Below are 16,664 nucleotides of genomic sequence, written 5' to 3'. Positions count from 1 at the left end.
CATGATCTTGAGAGCTTGCCAATCCTCGCACCCTCTGACCATGTCGCAGCGCTGCTCCACGATCCGACGATCAGACGATCCGCGTCGTTGTCGCCGCTCTAAACATGCCTCTCTGCGCTGAGCATCGGTTCGATTGAACCAGACCTCAGGAGGTCGGAGGCTTTGATTTCGGCGCAGGCGCCGGGGGCGTCTGCCATCGGCTCCGCTTCTTCGGCGTAGGCTGCCGAGTCTGATACGCGCCCGCCTTCGGGATGTCGGAGGGGGCGACCGGCTTGATAATGCCCGACTCCGCCTCCTCGGTGATCGCGCGGACGATGTCAGTGTACCGCATCACAGTTCCCGAACGAGAGCGGCGTCGTCGCGCCAGGAACACACGATTCGAATAAGCCACAATTTCGGGCTGATCCGAGTCTGGTCGGCAATGTAGCCGTCGCGTGTACGCCGATTCAGCGGCTCGGCAAAGCTGGAGAGGTCAACGGCAGTGATTGTCTTAGTTATGTAAAACCGTTCATTGGATCCGAGTCGCATAATTATACATTTATGCCTACGGCGACAAAAAGTGTGCATTGATCTATTTTTAGAATGAAAAATTTTATTCTATATGCAGGTCCGAAAACTGTAAAGTGAAGCCAACTAATGACAACCTACGAATCGTGAAATATAATCAAGGAAATTGGCCAGCAATTTTTAGCTTAATTTAGTTCTGGCACATCAAAGACCCGAAGATATTTATACCTATAGCAAACTGGGTCTACGTTAGCTCCCTACTAGCGCGTTTTTGTCGTACCATGACACCATGACGAGTGCCCCCACAGCGCCACCAGCCGTCTGAGCCCCCTCGTAGCCGAAATCGCCCCATGGCCGTCCTGGGGCTTCTCTCGCCACGCTAGGGCCATCGTGATGCGCCTTACTGGTATGGCGCCGATAGTCTCGCTGCCATGATCTCGACGATCTCAAGCATACGGCCATCGAGCGTAGCCCAGACGAGTTTGCCGCCCTTGCTGGCTTCGGCGTTGTGCCGGAAGACGTGGCTTCGCGCGCTGGTGGTTAGGGCTTCAGTGACGACGTAAACAACGTATTGCGCCCGGTGCTCCAGGCTCTTCATCTTCTTATATTCGTTTGGCGTGAGTTCCACCACTAGATCGCGGCCGCTGAGACCCTTCACCTCAACCTTTAGAAGCGCCCCGGTGGGAGCCGTCACATTCAGGTCCCAGCCGACTCCATCCTTCTCTACGGAATCGACGACCTGAGACCCGCCATCTATCGATTCGTAGTAGGCGGTCGCATGGCGAACCGCAGCAAGCTCGATCTGCTTGCGCAACTCGGGATCAGTTTGGCGCTTCGGGCCTTTCGATCCGCCCTTCTTCGTCGCGGTGAACACACCGCCTGCCGCGATATATGCCGCAACCCTCGCCCGGAACTCATCCTTTCCACCATACCAGACCGGGCTCTGACCCAGATTGCCTTCAGCCTTCTCCGTTGGAATGATGAACTGGCGCCGATCGACCGACAGCAAGGTTGCGTCATCGGCTGGTGCAGTTATTTGGTAGACGACATCAAAGCCGCGTTCGCGTGTCAGCTTGATGTGGTCGTTGTTCCGGAACACAGTTGCGTTCTTATACCACCCGACGATGTAAGTTTTCTTATTGCTGGGATTCCGGGCGATCCACACGACCGTCACAGGCGCGATCGATTCATCTGACGTAGCGCCGCCCAGGTTCTTGAGATTGATCCGCGCCGCGCGTGGGACGTAGCCATAGACGCTGTCGCGCAATGGTTTAAAGTTGAAGACTTCGTGCCCTATGTTTCCGTCCTTCAGATAACCATGGCCGCCTACTGGCTGATCATCGGCAGTCGCGCCAGCATAGTTTTTCATCCATCCGATATTGACGAAGACCATCGGTCCTGCGGTCATGGTACCTGTCCGGCTCCGGCTGCTTCGAGCTAAGTCGATCCATACCGGTTGCTGGAGTGGATGGAAGGTGTTTCCGTTACGATGTCACCACCTTCGTGATTTACGTTGCCGGAACGGCAACCTCGACAGCGACGTTCGCCGCCGAGGGGCCGGGGCATCAGGGCACTATACGGACAGTCGCATCCTCGACCATCGCTGTGTCAGTCACCCTCAGGCGCCATTCGGTTTCGGCCTGGGCGAAACTGACACGATATACATCCAGATCACCGGCACCAGATACCCCTATAAACTTGATGGAACGAACATCTCCCCACGCTTTCAGCGCCCTCTTGTTGTCGGATGACTGCTCAGTGAAGTAATTGATTAGTCCTTCAGACATAAAATCTGGCTCGGGAACACCGAGGCGGGTCGCCGTGATCATGCGCCGAAGCGCCTCTTCACTTCCGGGTTTCGGCTTGTTCGCCGCGCGGCGGGCTTCGCTCTCTCGTTCGATAAGTTCTGCCTGATCCTTGCTTATCCTCGACGCGGTTTGCTCTAACCCGTTCTGATGGAGGACCAGCGATGTCACCGCGCCGTGATCATCCTCTAAGAAGCTGAGCTGCGCATGGATCAGCGAGTTCTTGTAAAAGAACTTGGTCGGATTTTCCGGCAGCAGCGAGTAGAACATCTGCCCAGAGAGTCGGGCCATGAGTCCGTCCTCATCGCGTTCGACGGTAAAGATCCGATTTTGACCAAACTGGTAGAAACCTACGAACTGATCTAGCTCCGCCGGATCCATGGGGACTGGTGTGCGCGGAAGCGCCTGTTCGGCCTTCAGGCGCCTGACCTTATCGGCGGGGCTTCCAGGGTCTGTTTGACCGGTCCGCTTCTCGACCTCTGCCCGCAACCGGCGCCAACTCGCGAATCCATAATCGCGGGCGACATCCCGCTGGGCCGCCGCCAACTTCGCGGTCGGGACGGACGCGCGGAGCGTCTTGAGGTGAGCCTTCGCCTCGTTGCGAAGGTGCTCTAGGTTCGGGCGATTAGGGAGCGTGCGCGCTTGACCGGCGCGCGGCAGGATAGGGTCGGCCATAGAATCCTTCCTTCCTTTGCGCCCATCGTCCGCGGTGCTGGGCAGGAAGTCAGGTTATGATCGTGGATGCCGAATGGGCTAAGCCCTTCGCGCGGACCGCTGGCCTATCCAGAGGCCAACGCAAGGTTACGACAGGGTTTAGCGCCCGGCAAGAGGGTGTGAGTTCGAGTGCAGCTTCCATGAGACCATGCTTCTCGCCCCCTCCCCTCGCGGTCCATGAAGCCGTGCGCCAACTCGATGCGGCGGTGAGCGCTCACCACGCTGGTCAGCCCCTCGCAGCGACCGATCTGATCCGAGCTGCCGATCGCCCGGAGATCCTTGCCTGGGCTGACACCATGTGGGGTACCGGAGGTCCATGGAGCGGCCCAAGGTCGACCCCCGACATTCCGGTCGCCAACCGCCTGAAGCCTCGGATGCCGGGCACAGCCGCCAAGCTGGCTATCATCCGCCGAGACGGATTCACGTGCAGGTTCTGCGGCGCTCCAGTGATCCTGCCTGATGCCCGCAAGGCCCTGATGCGCCACTACCCTGAAGCAGCTCGATGGGGGAAGCCCAACGCCAGCCGACACACCGCGCTCCAGGTACTCGAACTTCAGTGGGATCACGTTCTCCCGCATGCCAGGGGCGGCAGCAGCGATCCGAGCAACGTCCTGGTCACCTGTGCCCCATGCAACTACGGGCGCGGCCAACTCACCTGCGAGGAAGTCGGTCTGTCAGATCCTTGGCTCCGGCGTCCGGTCCAATCAGACTGGGATGGCCTGTCGCGGCTGCTGAAGCAGGCAGTCGTCAACGTCTAGTTGCGCCGCAGGTTTTCGGTTAGCGTCGCGGAAAACTGGGGCGCCACAGGCGTCGATGGCCTGGTAGGATACCGAATGCGCGCGTTCATCGCCGGAGCGTTGGCGCTCTCCCTGCTGCCGACGCTGTCCTACGCGTTGTCGCCGAAGACAGAGGCTGTTGCTGCCTTTGTCGGTGTGATGTCGTTCGTCAAAGGAAAATGCTTCGAGCTAACCGTTGACCCTCAAGCCGTGTATTTCGCGGCTGTTGAGCGCGGCATCGACATCGAGGATCTGATGCAGGATCCGGAGTTCAAGGCCCTCGGAGTCTCTGCCTACCGCGGTATGATGAGAGAGCAGGACAAGGCTTGCGCAATGGCTCTACATAACTTCGGTCCAGCAGGGGCTATCATCCCCGGCTTGATCCGTCACCGCTGAAAGACTCGGAGCATCCAGACTTCGTCAACGCGATGATCATGAGGCCGAGAGTGAAGTACCGGAATATCTGTAACCCGACGGTCCCCCCAAGACCAACAAAGGCCCGACGATTGATCAAGATGCTGCGAGAAGCAGAAGAATTATACGAAAGCCGGAAATACATAAAAGTAAGCAACCGCGAACAGATCGGTATCGACAAGCCCGTTGCGCCTGGACAGCAAACTCATGGCCACTTGGAGAACGGACGTGCCGTCAACAAAGACGGCTCCTTAAGCCACGGAGGCAGCCCTTTCTACCTGACCAAAGCCCAGGAAAAAGCGCTGCTGGCTGCCAACTTCAAGATCCCGAAGAGCCGTTTGATCGAGAGCGAGGGCGACATGGTGACGGTGACCATCTCCCACGAGCTGTACGAGCTGCTGGAGGAACTAAAGCGGCACGTGGCCTGACATGAGAAACCCGCCGATCGCGAGACCGGCGGGTTCTTTCGTCCTGCGGCCGTGAATCAGGCGGCCTTGCTGCCCCGACCGGCACGCTTCGACTGGCCGCCCACCTGTCCGAGGCCGATGGACCGGGCCAGTTCCGAACGCATCTCGGCATAGCTAGGGGCGACCATGGGGTAGTCCCTCGGGAGGCCGAAGCGTTCGCGGTAGCTCTCCGGGGTCAGCCCCTTCGAGGTGAGATGGCGCTTCAGCGTCTTGTAGGTCTTTCCGTCGATGAAGCTGACGATGCCCTCTGCCTGCACCGACTTGCGGATCTGGGCGGGGGTAACCTTCGTCACCTCAGGAGCCTGTTCGGCGGCGACAGGCGCAACGCCACAGCCGAGATTGGCGATCGTCTCATGCACAGCCCGGAGCAGCGTAGGCAGCTCGTTAACCGGCAGGGAATTGTTCGAGATGTAGGCGGCGACAATTTCGCCAGCCAGCTTGACCGCATCGAACGGTTGGTCGGAATCTTCCGGGGCCATCTTAGGAACTGCTCAGATTTAAATTTGGGTGACGCGCCGTAGGGCGAGCTAAACTAGATCAGTATCTGCGGGACGGAATCAACCCCCATAAGGTGAATGGCCCAAAAGAAAAACTCGCCGGACCTGAGACCAAGCGAGTGAATTCCTATCACAGAGTCGTTAGCCTCTCCGTTCGTAGCCCAGGTTGCGCGGGGCTCTGCTCTCCAGCATTCCGCGGAAGACCGACATCGCCTTCTCACGGGTCCCGAACTTGAGCACCGTGGGCTGATGATTCAGGAGCGCCTCAACGTCTAGGATCAGATCCCAGGCCCCGTGCATGGTGCCGACCTTCTGCGCCTCAGCCCGCACCAGGGGCAGCAGGTGCCGGACGGACTGTTCGTCTTTATCAATCTGCTTCAAACGCCCCTCCGTCGATTCCAGGGGCATGGATCAGCACCAGCGCATTTTGGAGGCGGGCATCTCGTTCTCATCGTCAAAACCAATCAGCGGGGCGATGCGACGGTGGCCTGAGAATGGTAGCGTTTGACGGCGTAGCCTGCTGTTTGATGCGGGCAAGATAGCCCAGCAAGGCAGCTCAGACACGTCAATGCCGACCATGGGTTCGCGTTACATCATCGCGCTAGCGTTGCTGGCCGCACCAATCGGAATCACGGCGCTTGCCCAACTGCCGTCAGGCGCCGAGTCTACTTCGGACCTCGCTCAACCGGCCACGGATAGGGTAACGACACCTTCTACTCCGAAGGATATGGGATCCCTGGAACGCTGCGGGTGCAAGCTCATCAGCGCGACAAGCTTCCGTGAGCCCGAAGCATGCCGCTTGAAGGAAAGGCCCAGCCTTATCGGGCTCGAAGGCTACCTGAAGACCGGCGACCGCGAGGTGGACAAGAAGGCTCCGCCTTGGCGCATCAGCGAGCTGAAACAGAGCGGTCCCGAAAAATGGGATGGGTTTCTCGGACAGCGAACCGCCAAGACGCGCGTTCGGGTCGAAGCCCAGGTCGATGATTCATCCCCCTCGAAGGTCAGGCTCAAGGTTACCGACACGGCGAACACGGGGTCCCCAGCGTTCTGGATTAGGCTCCAGGATTTCGACCCTGTGCCGTGGTGGCAATGCCCCGCGGACAAAGCGGTCCAGCATTCTGCCATTCTGGTCCGCCCGAAACCCGCCGCCAGACCGGTGACCATCGAGGGCCGGTGGATCAACAAGACGCCACCGAAACGACTCTGGTGCTGGACCTGGGTGTCGAAGGTCGGAGTGTACTGCGACCCAGCACCATCGAAGGATGCCGGGATGTCCGATACCTGGATCTTCCAGCCGGACGAGGTGCAAATCGAATACTGAAGCCTCCGCTGAGCCATTCCTGCTCTTCTATCAAGGTCTAAGGCGGAAGAGACCAAGTAACTACCCGCTGAGAATTGTACGGATCAGCGTGAACAATCTCTGACTTCGTCTCGGCAAATCCTCTCGGCCCCCATCATCGATCCTCAATAAGATCGCTCAGCTTTCCATTAGGTTGTTCGCTCTACGGTCAAGCTCTCAAGCAAGGACCGAAGACTAATGCGCCGTATCGTACTGACCCTGATCGCGACCCTGGTCCCGCTGGCCACCTCAGCCGCCTCGAAGGATGGGCACCTCGGCATCGCCCAGTTCATGTTCAAAGGCGACAAGGCGTTCGGGTGCGTGAATCCGAACGGTGATCCCATCGACTGCAAGATCACGGAGGATACCACCTTCAAGATCTTCCGCTCACCCGACAACAAGCATGCGCTGGTGTTCGTCACCTACCTACCCGACGCCACTGGCAATGCAGTCCAGAGCGCCGCCATCCTTACGGAAGAGGTCGAGACCGGCTGGGGCGTGAAGCGTCAGCTCATCAGCGTCGGCCAGGCCCCGTCGAGCATCAAGTTCACCGCGAAGAACGTGACCTTCGTGTCCAAGGTCGCGCGACCCAGTGATTCACGGATCAACCCGACCGGCCGCAAAACCTTCTCGCTGGCCTATTGAGAGTCGCGCTAAACACCGCCCCAGCGCATCCTCCAGGCGAGTGCCTCATCCGGGTCTTGAATCCCTATGAGCGGTCCCAGGCGTGTGAAGCTGGGGCAGTTTTCAGACAGCCAGTCCGCATGCTCTTCGAACCAGAGATCATCCTCAGCCTCAAACGGTGATTCAGAGCGTGGGATCAGGAAGACGTGCGGTTGGCCCAGGCAGAAGTCGAGGACGTTGTAGAAGCTCTGTCGCGAATAGGTTCGGAGCTCGGAGCGCTCGCGGATGAAGCGGTCGCGAAACTCGTAAGCGTCAATTGAATGAGGAGTGGGATCGAGCCTTCGGACGGTCCGTTCGACCTCAGCCATCCACACAGTTGTTCGTTCGAAGATATCGTTGTCGGACATGAGAAGATACAATTAGTATGGTTGAAGAGGAACGTCGCCGCAAGATGTATTTAGACGATCAAAATATCGCACTAAATCTTGAGGATATGTTTGCGAAACCCTGTCGTGATTTTTGAACGCCGTTCATGAAAAGATGGGCGCTACAGAGCGTAGAAGGACGGTTGCTAAGGGGAATCAAGGAATTCTAGTGTGAGACCGTTGAATCACGGTGTCGGAAAGATGCCGTCGATGCGACCAAAGCCTCGCGCGTGATGTAATTCTCGCCCGACGATCCTGACCAGCCACTTTCGCGCGCAGACGAGACAAGTAGTCCTCAATCGTCATACCCAATTTTTTTGCACAACCCTATCGTCCTTCAATCCATTGCGGCAGATCAGGGTCAATATTCTGACCCGCTCTTGGAACATGGTGATCACGACGGTTCGCGACAAGTCCTGAGGAAGTCTCGAACACGCCGCGCGGTCCAGACGATTCCGGTGATCGTGGTCACTCCACGGTCGTTGAGAGCGTCCGCACACAGCGTCGGACATCCTGTCTCCCCCAGGAGCGCGGCGAGGATCGGGAGCAGTTCGGCCTTGCGCGCGTCCTTCCGGGCTGCGGATGCCGCGGTGCCCAGGCGTCGGGCCTCCCGGATATTCGGGTTCCCCAGGATCACCCCACGCTCGCGGGCACGCTGGAGCCCGGCCTTGGTCAGAGTGCTGATGTTCCGCCGGATCATGCCGTGCACGAGGCCGTGGCAGGTGTTGCAGAGGGTCAGCAGGTTGGTTTCGTCATCCGGGCCACCGAGACACTTCGGCAGCAGGTGATGTTGTTCGAGGGCATCCTTGCCCCCGGCAGGCACAACATAAAGAAAGAACCAAAATATCCTTGGGCGCAGTACGAAGATGATCTCACTGCGAGATCACGTGTTTAATCAGCTGCGTGTCAAAGTACTGCTGCGGCTTGACGCATTTCGAGGACGACATATGCTAATCATCTCGACTCTACTGTTAATAAAACTTCCGAATAGCCTTGTCCTCAACAGTCCCCGATCTTAAGTTTCCCCCGTCTGGTCATCGGGAGAGGGCCAATCGGGAGCAGTGTGATGGGTGCGGGGCGAGACTGGCGGAAGAAGCGCCACTGGATGGTGTTTGATGGTCTTAGGCGCGACAGTGATCCAGCCTATGTACAAATTTGGCTAAACTCCGGTGCCTCGAACGAAGAGAAGCACGTCTACAAGGCCGCGTCACGGACCAAATTGTTGTCGTTGATCGATGTCGCAGAAGTCGAATACGAGCCTCTCGACTATAGGATATTTGGCGCCGATCCGGTACCGCGCGGTGGACGCGGTTCATTGGACGACCATGAGTATTTCCAGCTTCGTATGCGCTTCCCGGTAGCCGACCTATGACCGCCCTCACCAAGACCCGTATCGACCGTGCGCGCCTTCTCGCGGATGTCCGCGCGGCGGTGGATTCCTCCGACACCCGAGCCGAACCGCATCTCCGCGCGGTCTACCGCCATGCCCTCGCGCATCTCGACACTGTGCTGCGCGACATCCCCACCAAGACGCCACCGATTGCCCTGGCCACGGCGATCTTCCGCCCGCTCGCTCTGGAGATGTTCGCGGACTGGACGCTTCCCGCCGAGCTGCCTGCGGACCTCGCGTATCGGCACTGGATGGACGACCCGGCAGCCGGTCACGCGGCGCTGGTGGCCTTCGGCATCGACCAGAACAGCCCGCTGACGCTGGAGCAGCGCATGGAGCGCGCTCTGATCGCCCATCTGACACAGCGTTTCATGGGGCTCGTGAAACGCGCCATCGAGACTGCGTGATGCAGACCGCCCCGAAGTTCGAGTTTCCGCTTGGGCCCTGGCGCTACTGGTCGGCTGGTAAGAACGGCCACGGTCGCGCGGTCCGGTTCTGTTGGAGCAGCCGCGCCAACGATCTGGGCTACTACGTGGGCTGGCGTGAGGTCGATGGCCCCGAGACCAAGACCGGCGGTCAAGTCCAGATCCGCGAGCGTGTCTGTCGCCGCAAGCGAAAGGATGTGGCTGACTGGGCGAAGGAAAAGGCTGAAGCGTATCTAGCCGCGCAGTTCGAGCGGGTCGGGACGCCCTTTTCGGTGACCCTGGAGACGCGCCGAGTGACGAAGGTCGAGCTGACTCGCTGGATGCGCCTCTCTGGCTACACGACGCCGTTTACGATCGCCGCGGGTCGGTACGCGTTCGCTGACCAGACCATCGCCGACCACTTCCTGTACGCGTTCCGGTAAGGACAAAGCCCCCGGAGATCGCTCTCCAGGGGCTCCTGAGCCTTGCCGGTGATGATGAGGCTTACGCTGCCAGAGCCCGAGACACCGTCATCGGCTTCCATTCACCGCCACGGGTGGTCTTGATCCCACGGGCGTTCAGCGCGTCGGCGATGCCCTGGAGCGTGGTGACGCCGCTGGCCCGGATCTGCGCGATCACCGGCCCGATGTTGGCCTTCCGCTGGTCCGCCAGCACCTTCATGGTCTCACCACCCTTGCGGCTGGCCTCACCCAGGTTGGTCGGGTTCCCGAGACGCACGCCTTGAGCCTTCTTGGCGGCGAGACCGGCCTTCATGCGGGCGGAGATCAGCTTGCGCTCCTTCTCGGCCAGCGCGGCGAAGATGTGGAGGACGAACGGGTCGACATCGTGCCCGTACTCGACGACCACGAAGCGCACGCCCTTGTTCATGAGACCGGCGATGAACTCCACGTCGCGGCTTAGGCGGTCGAGCTTCGACACCACCACCCATGCCTTGGCCTTCTTCGCCTGGGCCATCGCGGCAGCCAGGACCGGACGGTCGCTGTAGCCGCCCGACTCCATCTCGACGTGGTCGCCGATCAGCTCACCGCCCTGAGCCTCGACGAACGCGCGGATCGCGGTCTCCTGGGCGTCGAGACCAGCGCCCGACTTGCCCTGATCCTTGGTCGAGACCTGGCGGTAAGAGACGTACGAGACCGTAGTCCTAGGGCTCCTGGCCCGCTATCACTAGCCTAACGACCTTATGGTGTCAGGGCCATCATATCTAGAACTGCTGCGAGATCTGCTGGTGCTGCCAGAAAATTAGCCAAACCGTTATCCCAGATCGCAGAAGAGCGATCATTTGAAACATACCAATTCGGCCCGACATTTACGTATGACATATGCTGACCGATGCGAATATCTAGTGCGTGCATCATCTCGACGATCTTGCGGTCATCTGAAAAGGCTTGTGCACGAGCGTAACCCCTAGCCCACCAGTCCACAAAGATGATTGGCACGCGCCGTCCTGAATTTCTCGCTTCGCGGAGCCAGGAATTGATATGGAGATCCCCTAGTCCCGAGCCGATAACGAAGATGACATCTGCTGACGACGCATCGTGCCCAAGAGCAGAATAGAAATGCAAAAACGGACTCTGCTGGATGCTCGAAGTTTTATCTAGCCCAGAGACGATTGAAGTCGGATAATAATCGCTCCCGTCCATTCGTCTGGTGCTTCCCAGGCCGCCTCCGAACACCGCGTTCCTTTTTGCTTCGTCCCGGTCATCGTACCAGAACAGTTCGCCCATATCACTGTCGCGCGGGGTCGGATGAGAGAACCCCATGTGAATCGAACCGTGCAGATGGAGCAGGCAATCTCGGTCCGAGTTCCTCACAAATTGGCTTGGGTTGAACTTCTTCGGACGAGCGCTTGGGGCGCAGTCGTACCCATAATAGAGATCTGGGCAAGCTTGCAGAATGAAATCATCGTAGTTGGTTGTGTAGATACGCGTTACATACGAACGCCGCAGGTCCTGTATGAAGCTTCGCAGGGGGATCACGCTTTGGCGCGGTGTAATGCAAGAATCAGAAACGAGATCGTAAACTGCCTTTATGATGTGACTAACAAGTGGGTGGAGCGATTCTTTCTGTATATTGGTTGTGTTTTGAATGAAAGGTTGGAGGATCGGCTTATAAGCGTTGATGGCGCCCGGCGTTGGCGGGTAGGTGAACATCAACTCGTGGGCACAATGGAAGATCTGCTCAAAATTGACGTTCCCGCGCCCGCCGAGGTATCTCGTTAGTCGCGTTGCGATGATTGAGTATGCCATTCGGCTGCCCAACATCTGCATGGCGCCATTGGAGCGGACAGATGTCGTAACGTGGCGAGACACGTCCCATGTGCTTGGTGCGCCGTAATCGAGAGATGCACCAGCTCCGACAAAAACGAGTGCCCGCTTCATGATGCCCCTTAGCGATATCGGGATGGTAACTTGTGTAGTTCGATGTGTCGTGACCGCGTCATATCGAGTCGCAGCCCACTCAAAGTTGTATCTATAAACCTACTAGCCGTCTGCGACATCCACGGCAAGGTGGAAACCCGGCTCCGGTTTGCCCGTCGGGTTCTGCATCAAGGCTGTGAATCAGAGCGCGTATGAGAAGGCCGAAAGGATCGTCCCTCACGGCCTTTCCCATGCTCATCCCTTAGGTTTCACCGATAAGTCGACCATCGAGCCTGCCGGAACGTTGATCGCGCATGTGTACGAAGCGGTCTGCCATGCTCCGTACTGGTTCTGCATGGCCGCACGATCACCCCGGAACTCGACGATTCCGGTATCCTTGTCTTTCCAGGCCACGTCGCTGAAGGGCGTTTCGAACAGGCCATCCGTCCACTTCAGTCCGTAGGGTGCCGCACGCTCGATTGCCTCTTTGCAGAGTGACAGAGCGTAGAACTTACCCTTCTGACTGTAACAGTTCACGTCGTCTCGACAGGTCTCCTGTGCCGCACGTTTGCTCCGATGCTCGGCCGCCGCGTTCTCTGCTACCGTCGTCCCTGACGCTCCCACGCACGCACACAGAACCAGCAACCCTAGAACCCTGCGTTGAATCACGATGCGCTTTCCTGTCTGATCCCCCGATGAGGCTTCTCGCCATCTCCGACATTCACGGCAAGGTTGAATCCGTGCGTCGGCTCCGCAAGCGTGTGACCAACGGCTTCGACGCCATCGTCCTGGCGGGTGACATCGGCAAGGATTTCGATACGGCCACGCAGGTGTTCGACATCCTGGGCAGCTTCGACTGTCCGATCCTGTACGTTTTCGGGAACTGGGATCACAGCCTCCCGTACGATCACGACTTCGGCCCGAACGCTCACCATCTTCACAACGCTTGCGTCACGCTCGATGGCTGGAAGTTCGCGGGATTCAGCGGCATCGACGTGAACTGGGGTCACAACCCGCTAGCGGCTTCGATCACCGTGGATCTCGATGCTCGGTACGAGGCTGGGTTCGCCGAGATCGACGGTCAGATCGAGGCTCTGGAGCGTACCGAACGCGAGACGCTGGCCGCGTGTGAAGCTCTGCCACCACTACCGAACAAGGCGCACCTCCGACCGGTGTGGCCGCTCCGTCGCCGTCTCGGCACGTTGCGCGAGAAGCGGAAGCAGCTCGAACCCGCTCTCCAGGCCGAGTACCGCGAAGGGTACAAGGAGATCGCCGCTGCCAACCGTCGCGAGATGGTCGACCGAATGTCGCCTCACCCTCAGGACCGCACGATCGTGGTGACGCATGGTCGGCTGGCCAGGACCGCGCAGGATATGCCGGACGTTCCGCTCTTCCTGTTCGGGCACGCGCACGGATTCACGGACACCCGCATGGGTCGGTCGCGCTTCGTGAACGTGAGCGCTCTGGACCATGTCGTGCCGGTACTGCCGGAGGGCGAGACGGAGCGGCACATCAAGCACCTGCGATCGGTCGACCTGGGTGCCTACACGGTCATCGAGATCGTCGACCAGATCGTGGCCACATCGCATCGAATGCGGCCCGTGCCGGAGGGTTGGAAGCAGGTGTCGGGCTTCGGCTTCCAGTACAAGGCTCTGGACCAAGGGACGTAGCCCTCAGACGAACTCGCTCTCTCGATAGAATGACCACCCGAACTTTGGCTCAGGAAACCGTCTGTTGATTGTGCTCTGTGCTTCTCGTTGCGAATGGGCGCTGACGTACTCGAAGAAGACACCCGGCTTACGTTCCTCCCAGACGCGGAACACGTATCGACGGACCGGAGAGTAGCTCATGCGCCGTGGTTTATCGGCCTCTAAGTTGTCGTCATAGAGGTCGTCTATACCTTCCAGACGCAGCTCTTCGTCGTCAGCCCAGCGGATGTAGATCTCTCGGTCCATACAGAGCATAAAATCCGCGACCATGAAGACTCCGTCCTCGGTGAAATTGTCGAGGTAGAAGCTCATGGTCTCGCCGTTCCGTTCGATCACTTCGCGAAAGGCTTTGAGCTTTGCCATCATCCGCGAATGGTCCAGCCCCCAGCGAAAATCAATCTTGCTATCGCCGAGGTAGTTACTGAGTTCCTGTCCGATGCGGTCGGTGGCTTTGTCCTGGACGATCTTGTCGGCCGCTTGTTGCTGTGCTGCCAGGATGCGACGGCGCCTCTGTCTGAGGTCGTAAGCTCCGGCAACAACGACCAGCAGTACCGCGATGACATAACCCCACATCGGTGGCCTCCTTTATTGAGGAAGGCTAACATCTGTGGGCGCAACTGGCCCGTACTGAATTCGCCCTATCCGCTGCGCTTGATACCGTCAGGGTGGAAGCGGGTCTCGGGCTGGCGCTTCGAGAACAAGCCTCCGGACCAGGGAGAACTGCCCATGGCAACCGTAGGGTGATAGAGCGACGTTGAGGCTCGAAGGGTCAGCATGTTCGCTCTGGATGGTTTCGTACGATGGTCGCTGCCGTTTCTCCTGGTCGTGGCTCACGAGGCTCGTGCTGAGCCTTCGAAGAACGATCCGCAGGCGTGTGTCACCATCACCAAGGCTGCTGATCGGCTCGCCTGCTTCGATCGAGCGTTTGCCAAGCCTTCTGTTCCCGCACCGACTCCAGTCGATCTGCGCGCCCTGGTCACGAAGGATCGACAGTGCGATCTCCAGGCGCTGCATGCGGCGATCGTGAAGGCTGTGCCCCCGAAGTCCGACTACGAGACCTCAGAGGCGTTCGCTGAGCGCGGACGGCGGCAACTGGCTGCGGCTGGCATCCCGTACTCCAGTATCTTCTGCCGCTCGAACAACCTGCCCTTGCGGTATGATGCGGATAAGGGCGGGTACAAGATCGATGGCATGTTTCCGACGAAGAGCCTGTATTCCCAGGAAGGCAATCGACGGGTTTTCACGTACTGGAACGGCGACAATCAGCTCGGGATGACACCGATAGCGCTCGTACCTGCTGCCACCGCAGAAAAGCTCGGATCAAACGCGGCTGATGGGGCGATCCTCGAACTCGTGAGTCCGTTCGTTAGTCAGTACACAAGCGAAGACAGCCCAGGATCCACCAAGGACGCCCCTGAAACATCAGTCGGGATCACGCTTCATTTCGAGCCCCGATACGTTTTCTTGTACAACAGCGTGACTTACGAGATCCTATGGTCGCGTCCGGTCCTACGTTGCGACAGTTCCGGCTACATCTTGCACATGATTGATGCGTGCAGTCCGGGCGCCAAGCGTCTTAACTAGGTAAGGGATCGCGAAATATGAGACGATTCATCATCGTGGCGACGCTGATGGCTCTAGCCGCCCCCGCTTATGCTGCCACCTACAGCTACGACTGTCGCGTCAACGGTAAGTCGCTCAAGGTCAAGATCGACGACGTGAAGAAAACGCTGACTTGGCGCGGCAACGTCTACAAGATCCGGGAGGAAGAGAGTTGCGCCAAGTTTGGCTGGCACGCGGAGCGACCGGGTCAGTCCTTCGACTTCTGCACCGCCACGCAGGGGTACGCCGATTTTCAGGAAGGCGACAAGACGATTCAGTGTGACCAGGACCGATAACAAAAAGGCTCCAGGGCGATTCCTGGGGCCTTCTTCGTTTCCAAGGTGATTCAGAGCCACCGCAGCTTGATCATCATCTCCTGATCCTGGTCGACAGGATCGAGGTAGAAGCCCATCCGAACGCTCCCCGCGGGGTGCCACCAGTATCCTTCCACGATCGGGATTTCGTGGTCCTGGCACCATCCTTCAATCTCAGGCCCTCGTATGGCGCGTACCGATGCAGGTCACTCGCATAAGCATCGAGACCAGGATGTTCGCCGCAGAGCCAGGGACGGAGGATGCCGCCTTCGTCTTCCGGGCCCGTTGGGATTAGGACGCCACCTGATCACCGGTCCCTTTGTCCGCTTTCAACACCCCCACAACTCGATACACGAAGTCCGCCATCACAAGCATGTTGATACTATTCTTCGCTGTGTTATAGGAGATTATCCCATGTAGGCATGCGTGCCGGTTCGGGATCGGATCACTTCGCAAAATCTCAATCTGAGCGGGGTCTTTTGCCTCGGAGTACAAGCGGTCAATAAGAGTTTCCATCAACGAAAAAACGCTGAATCCGCCGATTTTAAGCGCCTCACTCAAGCCGAGTTCCTCAACAAACTTTCTGAAGCTACGTAAGCTGGTCAATCCCGATAACTGACCGCCATGAAGCTCATAGCGAATGATCCGTTCAAATTCAGGAAAAAGGAGTCGACACACAGCACGGTAATGGCCGTTTCCATGTGCGGCCAATGCTTCTCGAAACGTAGCCTTGGCCTCATCATCCACATCAAACCCGTCAATGTCTTTTAGAAAGACATCTGCTATTTCGAGCCAGCGCTCAGAAAAATGGTCCTCTATTGCTCGGGATAAAGCATCTTCGGATAAACCGTCATCTTCAACAAGGAGCCTCATCGATTGGTGAGGCAAAAATCCTATCGCGTCCAACTTGTCGCGCTGCGCATTAATCTTTGCGAACCGTTCCAGAGCCTCATCTGATGGCAAAGCTTCTGCGACTCGCGTGGCGACAACGTGCAAATTTCTCGCTAGATGCCCAAATCCTACAAGAAACGAATTGATACTTTCGCTGTGTCGTTCAAGCAGCTCATGAACGACACGCGAAACCTTTTCATACTCTTTCGAAACTCGATCCGAGGGTTCCATGCTTCTAATCGATTGCTCTAGGTCGCGGACTCATTAAGCTCGCAGCCAGACCCGCACGGCTGCGAGCTTGACGCTGGCTAGGAAGTTGTCGGGATCCTTGTCGTAGCGCGTGGCGACGGCGCGGAAGTGCTTGATCTTGCTGAAGAAGCGCTCGACCAGATTGCGGTACTTGTACAG

21 protein-coding genes and 1 pseudogene are annotated in these 16,664 nt (G+C 58.4%); 10 read left to right on the top strand and 12 right to left on the bottom strand.

Features of this window, described 5'->3' with window-relative positions; all coding sequences use genetic code 11:
• Positions 1-907 precede the first annotated feature (907 nt).
• Positions 908-1,915, bottom strand: a complete 1,008-nt coding sequence (locus tag BM314_RS12790) for a protein NO VEIN domain-containing protein (RefSeq protein ID WP_091978356.1) — start codon at positions 1,913-1,915, stop codon at positions 908-910.
• A gap of 157 nt (positions 1,916-2,072) precedes the next feature.
• Positions 2,073-2,987 carry a DUF3471 domain-containing protein gene (locus BM314_RS12785; protein WP_139237833.1) on the bottom strand — a complete coding sequence of 305 codons (915 nt, stop codon included), beginning with the start codon at positions 2,985-2,987 and terminating at the stop codon, positions 2,073-2,075.
• Positions 2,988-3,859: 872 nt separating this feature from the next.
• Between BM314_RS12785 and BM314_RS12775 the strand changes: the two genes are divergently transcribed.
• Together BM314_RS12775 and BM314_RS30170 are read left to right on the top strand one after the other, a co-directional pair.
• On the top strand, positions 3,860-4,198 hold the full coding sequence (locus BM314_RS12775; protein WP_091978353.1) for a hypothetical protein: 339 nt from the start codon (positions 3,860-3,862) through the stop codon (positions 4,196-4,198).
• Between the two features lie 119 nt (positions 4,199-4,317).
• Complete coding sequence (locus BM314_RS30170; RefSeq protein WP_170868100.1) at positions 4,318-4,644, top strand: hypothetical protein; 327 nt, start codon at positions 4,318-4,320, stop codon at positions 4,642-4,644.
• Between the two features lie 56 nt (positions 4,645-4,700).
• Here the strand turns inward: BM314_RS30170 and BM314_RS12770 are convergent, their stop codons facing one another.
• Positions 4,701-5,162 (bottom strand): Ros/MucR family transcriptional regulator, encoded by a 462-nt coding sequence (locus BM314_RS12770; protein ID WP_091978352.1) that lies wholly within the window; start codon positions 5,160-5,162, stop codon positions 4,701-4,703.
• A 159-nt stretch (positions 5,163-5,321) separates the two neighbouring features.
• Entirely contained in the window at positions 5,322-5,561 is a 240-nt protein-coding gene (locus BM314_RS12765) for a hypothetical protein (protein WP_139237831.1), read from the bottom strand.
• A gap of 187 nt (positions 5,562-5,748) precedes the next feature.
• Here BM314_RS12765 and BM314_RS12760 point away from each other — a divergent pair, with 187 nt between their 5' ends.
• Together BM314_RS12760 and BM314_RS12755 are read left to right on the top strand one after the other, a co-directional pair.
• Positions 5,749-6,501, top strand: coding sequence for a hypothetical protein (locus BM314_RS12760; RefSeq protein WP_139237830.1), 753 nt, complete (start codon positions 5,749-5,751; stop codon positions 6,499-6,501).
• 216 nt (positions 6,502-6,717) lie between these two features.
• On the top strand, positions 6,718-7,164 hold the full coding sequence (locus tag BM314_RS12755; RefSeq protein ID WP_091978349.1) for a hypothetical protein: 447 nt from the start codon (positions 6,718-6,720) through the stop codon (positions 7,162-7,164).
• 8 nt (positions 7,165-7,172) lie between these two features.
• Here BM314_RS12755 and BM314_RS12750 read toward each other — a convergent pair whose 3' ends face one another.
• Together BM314_RS12750 and BM314_RS12745 are read right to left on the bottom strand one after the other, a co-directional pair.
• On the bottom strand, positions 7,173-7,550 hold the full coding sequence (locus BM314_RS12750; protein WP_139237829.1) for a hypothetical protein: 378 nt from the start codon (positions 7,548-7,550) through the stop codon (positions 7,173-7,175).
• Positions 7,551-7,962: 412 nt separating this feature from the next.
• Positions 7,963-8,391: an HNH endonuclease signature motif containing protein gene (locus BM314_RS12745; protein WP_170868099.1), complete on the bottom strand. Its 429-nt coding sequence runs from the start codon at positions 8,389-8,391 to the stop codon at positions 7,963-7,965.
• Between the two features lie 243 nt (positions 8,392-8,634).
• On the opposite strand from BM314_RS12745, the gene BM314_RS30165 reads away from it, so the two are divergent.
• Genes BM314_RS30165 through BM314_RS12735 form a run of 3 tightly spaced genes read left to right on the top strand, consistent with a single transcriptional unit; the run spans position 8,635 to position 9,805 of the window.
• Positions 8,635-8,940: a hypothetical protein gene (locus tag BM314_RS30165; protein WP_139237828.1), complete on the top strand. Its 306-nt coding sequence runs from the start codon at positions 8,635-8,637 to the stop codon at positions 8,938-8,940.
• The gene (locus tag BM314_RS12740; protein WP_091978346.1) at positions 8,937-9,365 is read left to right on the top strand and encodes a hypothetical protein; all 429 of its coding nucleotides are present in this window, start codon (positions 8,937-8,939) and stop codon (positions 9,363-9,365) included. The genes BM314_RS30165 and BM314_RS12740 overlap by 4 nt, the downstream gene beginning before the upstream one ends.
• Positions 9,365-9,805 carry a hypothetical protein gene (locus tag BM314_RS12735; protein ID WP_091978345.1) on the top strand — a complete coding sequence of 147 codons (441 nt, stop codon included), beginning with the start codon at positions 9,365-9,367 and terminating at the stop codon, positions 9,803-9,805. Before BM314_RS12740 ends, BM314_RS12735 begins: the two co-directional genes overlap by 1 nt.
• A gap of 61 nt (positions 9,806-9,866) precedes the next feature.
• Here BM314_RS12735 and BM314_RS12730 read toward each other — a convergent pair.
• From BM314_RS12730 to BM314_RS30160, 3 genes and pseudogenes are all read right to left on the bottom strand, one after another.
• Positions 9,867-10,493: pseudogene (locus BM314_RS12730) on the bottom strand (recombinase family protein); the annotation flags it as partial.
• Positions 10,494-10,561: 68 nt separating this feature from the next.
• Positions 10,562-11,761: an SIR2 family protein gene (locus BM314_RS12725; protein ID WP_091978344.1), complete on the bottom strand. Its 1,200-nt coding sequence runs from the start codon at positions 11,759-11,761 to the stop codon at positions 10,562-10,564.
• 234 nt (positions 11,762-11,995) lie between these two features.
• Positions 11,996-12,277: a hypothetical protein gene (locus BM314_RS30160; RefSeq protein ID WP_139237827.1), complete on the bottom strand. Its 282-nt coding sequence runs from the start codon at positions 12,275-12,277 to the stop codon at positions 11,996-11,998.
• A gap of 158 nt (positions 12,278-12,435) precedes the next feature.
• Here BM314_RS30160 and BM314_RS12720 point away from each other — a divergent pair, with 158 nt between their 5' ends.
• Entirely contained in the window at positions 12,436-13,410 is a 975-nt protein-coding gene (locus BM314_RS12720; protein WP_091978343.1) for a metallophosphoesterase family protein, read from the top strand.
• Between the two features lie 3 nt (positions 13,411-13,413).
• Here the strand turns inward: BM314_RS12720 and BM314_RS12715 are convergent, their stop codons facing one another.
• Positions 13,414-14,022 carry a hypothetical protein gene (locus tag BM314_RS12715; protein ID WP_091978342.1) on the bottom strand — a complete coding sequence of 203 codons (609 nt, stop codon included), beginning with the start codon at positions 14,020-14,022 and terminating at the stop codon, positions 13,414-13,416.
• A 201-nt stretch (positions 14,023-14,223) separates the two neighbouring features.
• On the opposite strand from BM314_RS12715, the gene BM314_RS30155 reads away from it, so the two are divergent.
• Positions 14,224-15,033 (top strand): hypothetical protein, encoded by an 810-nt coding sequence (locus tag BM314_RS30155; protein ID WP_139237826.1) that lies wholly within the window; start codon positions 14,224-14,226, stop codon positions 15,031-15,033.
• 17 nt (positions 15,034-15,050) lie between these two features.
• Complete coding sequence (locus BM314_RS12710; protein ID WP_091978341.1) at positions 15,051-15,347, top strand: hypothetical protein; 297 nt, start codon at positions 15,051-15,053, stop codon at positions 15,345-15,347.
• 309 nt (positions 15,348-15,656) lie between these two features.
• Here BM314_RS12710 and BM314_RS30150 read toward each other — a convergent pair whose 3' ends face one another.
• On the bottom strand, positions 15,657-16,487 hold the full coding sequence (locus BM314_RS30150; protein WP_139237825.1) for a hypothetical protein: 831 nt from the start codon (positions 16,485-16,487) through the stop codon (positions 15,657-15,659).
• Between the two features lie 33 nt (positions 16,488-16,520).
• Positions 16,521-16,664, bottom strand: a 144-nt coding sequence (locus BM314_RS12705) for a transposase (protein ID WP_139237824.1), incomplete at its 5' end; no start/stop codon positions are given.

The organism is Methylobacterium sp. 13MFTsu3.1M2 (assembly GCF_900112625.1).
Taxonomy (GTDB): Bacteria; Pseudomonadota; Alphaproteobacteria; order Rhizobiales; family Beijerinckiaceae; genus Methylobacterium.
Note: the sequence above shows the minus strand (reverse complement) of the source record. Positions and strands in the feature narration are given on the sequence as shown.

Excerpts from the sequence above, each read along its gene's own strand:
- BM314_RS12790 (WP_091978356.1), bottom strand. The coding sequence starts at position 1,915 with ATGACCGCAGGACCGATGGTCTTCGTCAATATCGGATGGATGAAAAAC.
- BM314_RS12785 (WP_139237833.1), bottom strand. The coding sequence starts at position 2,987 with ATGGCCGACCCTATCCTGCCGCGCGCCGGTCAAGCGCGCACGCTCCCT.
- BM314_RS12775 (WP_091978353.1), top strand. The coding sequence starts at position 3,860 with ATGCGCGCGTTCATCGCCGGAGCGTTGGCGCTCTCCCTGCTGCCGACG.
- BM314_RS30170 (WP_170868100.1), top strand. The coding sequence starts at position 4,318 with ATGCTGCGAGAAGCAGAAGAATTATACGAAAGCCGGAAATACATAAAA.
- BM314_RS12770 (WP_091978352.1), bottom strand. The coding sequence starts at position 5,162 with ATGGCCCCGGAAGATTCCGACCAACCGTTCGATGCGGTCAAGCTGGCT.
- BM314_RS12760 (WP_139237830.1), top strand. The coding sequence starts at position 5,749 with ATGCCGACCATGGGTTCGCGTTACATCATCGCGCTAGCGTTGCTGGCC.
- BM314_RS12755 (WP_091978349.1), top strand. The coding sequence starts at position 6,718 with ATGCGCCGTATCGTACTGACCCTGATCGCGACCCTGGTCCCGCTGGCC.
- BM314_RS12750 (WP_139237829.1), bottom strand. The coding sequence starts at position 7,550 with ATGTCCGACAACGATATCTTCGAACGAACAACTGTGTGGATGGCTGAG.
- BM314_RS30165 (WP_139237828.1), top strand. The coding sequence starts at position 8,635 with ATGGGTGCGGGGCGAGACTGGCGGAAGAAGCGCCACTGGATGGTGTTT.
- BM314_RS12740 (WP_091978346.1), top strand. The coding sequence starts at position 8,937 with ATGACCGCCCTCACCAAGACCCGTATCGACCGTGCGCGCCTTCTCGCG.
- BM314_RS12735 (WP_091978345.1), top strand. The coding sequence starts at position 9,365 with ATGCAGACCGCCCCGAAGTTCGAGTTTCCGCTTGGGCCCTGGCGCTAC.
- BM314_RS12725 (WP_091978344.1), bottom strand. The coding sequence starts at position 11,761 with ATGAAGCGGGCACTCGTTTTTGTCGGAGCTGGTGCATCTCTCGATTAC.
- BM314_RS12720 (WP_091978343.1), top strand. The coding sequence starts at position 12,436 with ATGAGGCTTCTCGCCATCTCCGACATTCACGGCAAGGTTGAATCCGTG.
- BM314_RS12715 (WP_091978342.1), bottom strand. The coding sequence starts at position 14,022 with ATGTGGGGTTATGTCATCGCGGTACTGCTGGTCGTTGTTGCCGGAGCT.
- BM314_RS30155 (WP_139237826.1), top strand. The coding sequence starts at position 14,224 with ATGTTCGCTCTGGATGGTTTCGTACGATGGTCGCTGCCGTTTCTCCTG.
- BM314_RS12710 (WP_091978341.1), top strand. The coding sequence starts at position 15,051 with ATGAGACGATTCATCATCGTGGCGACGCTGATGGCTCTAGCCGCCCCC.
- BM314_RS30150 (WP_139237825.1), bottom strand. The coding sequence starts at position 16,487 with ATGGAACCCTCGGATCGAGTTTCGAAAGAGTATGAAAAGGTTTCGCGT.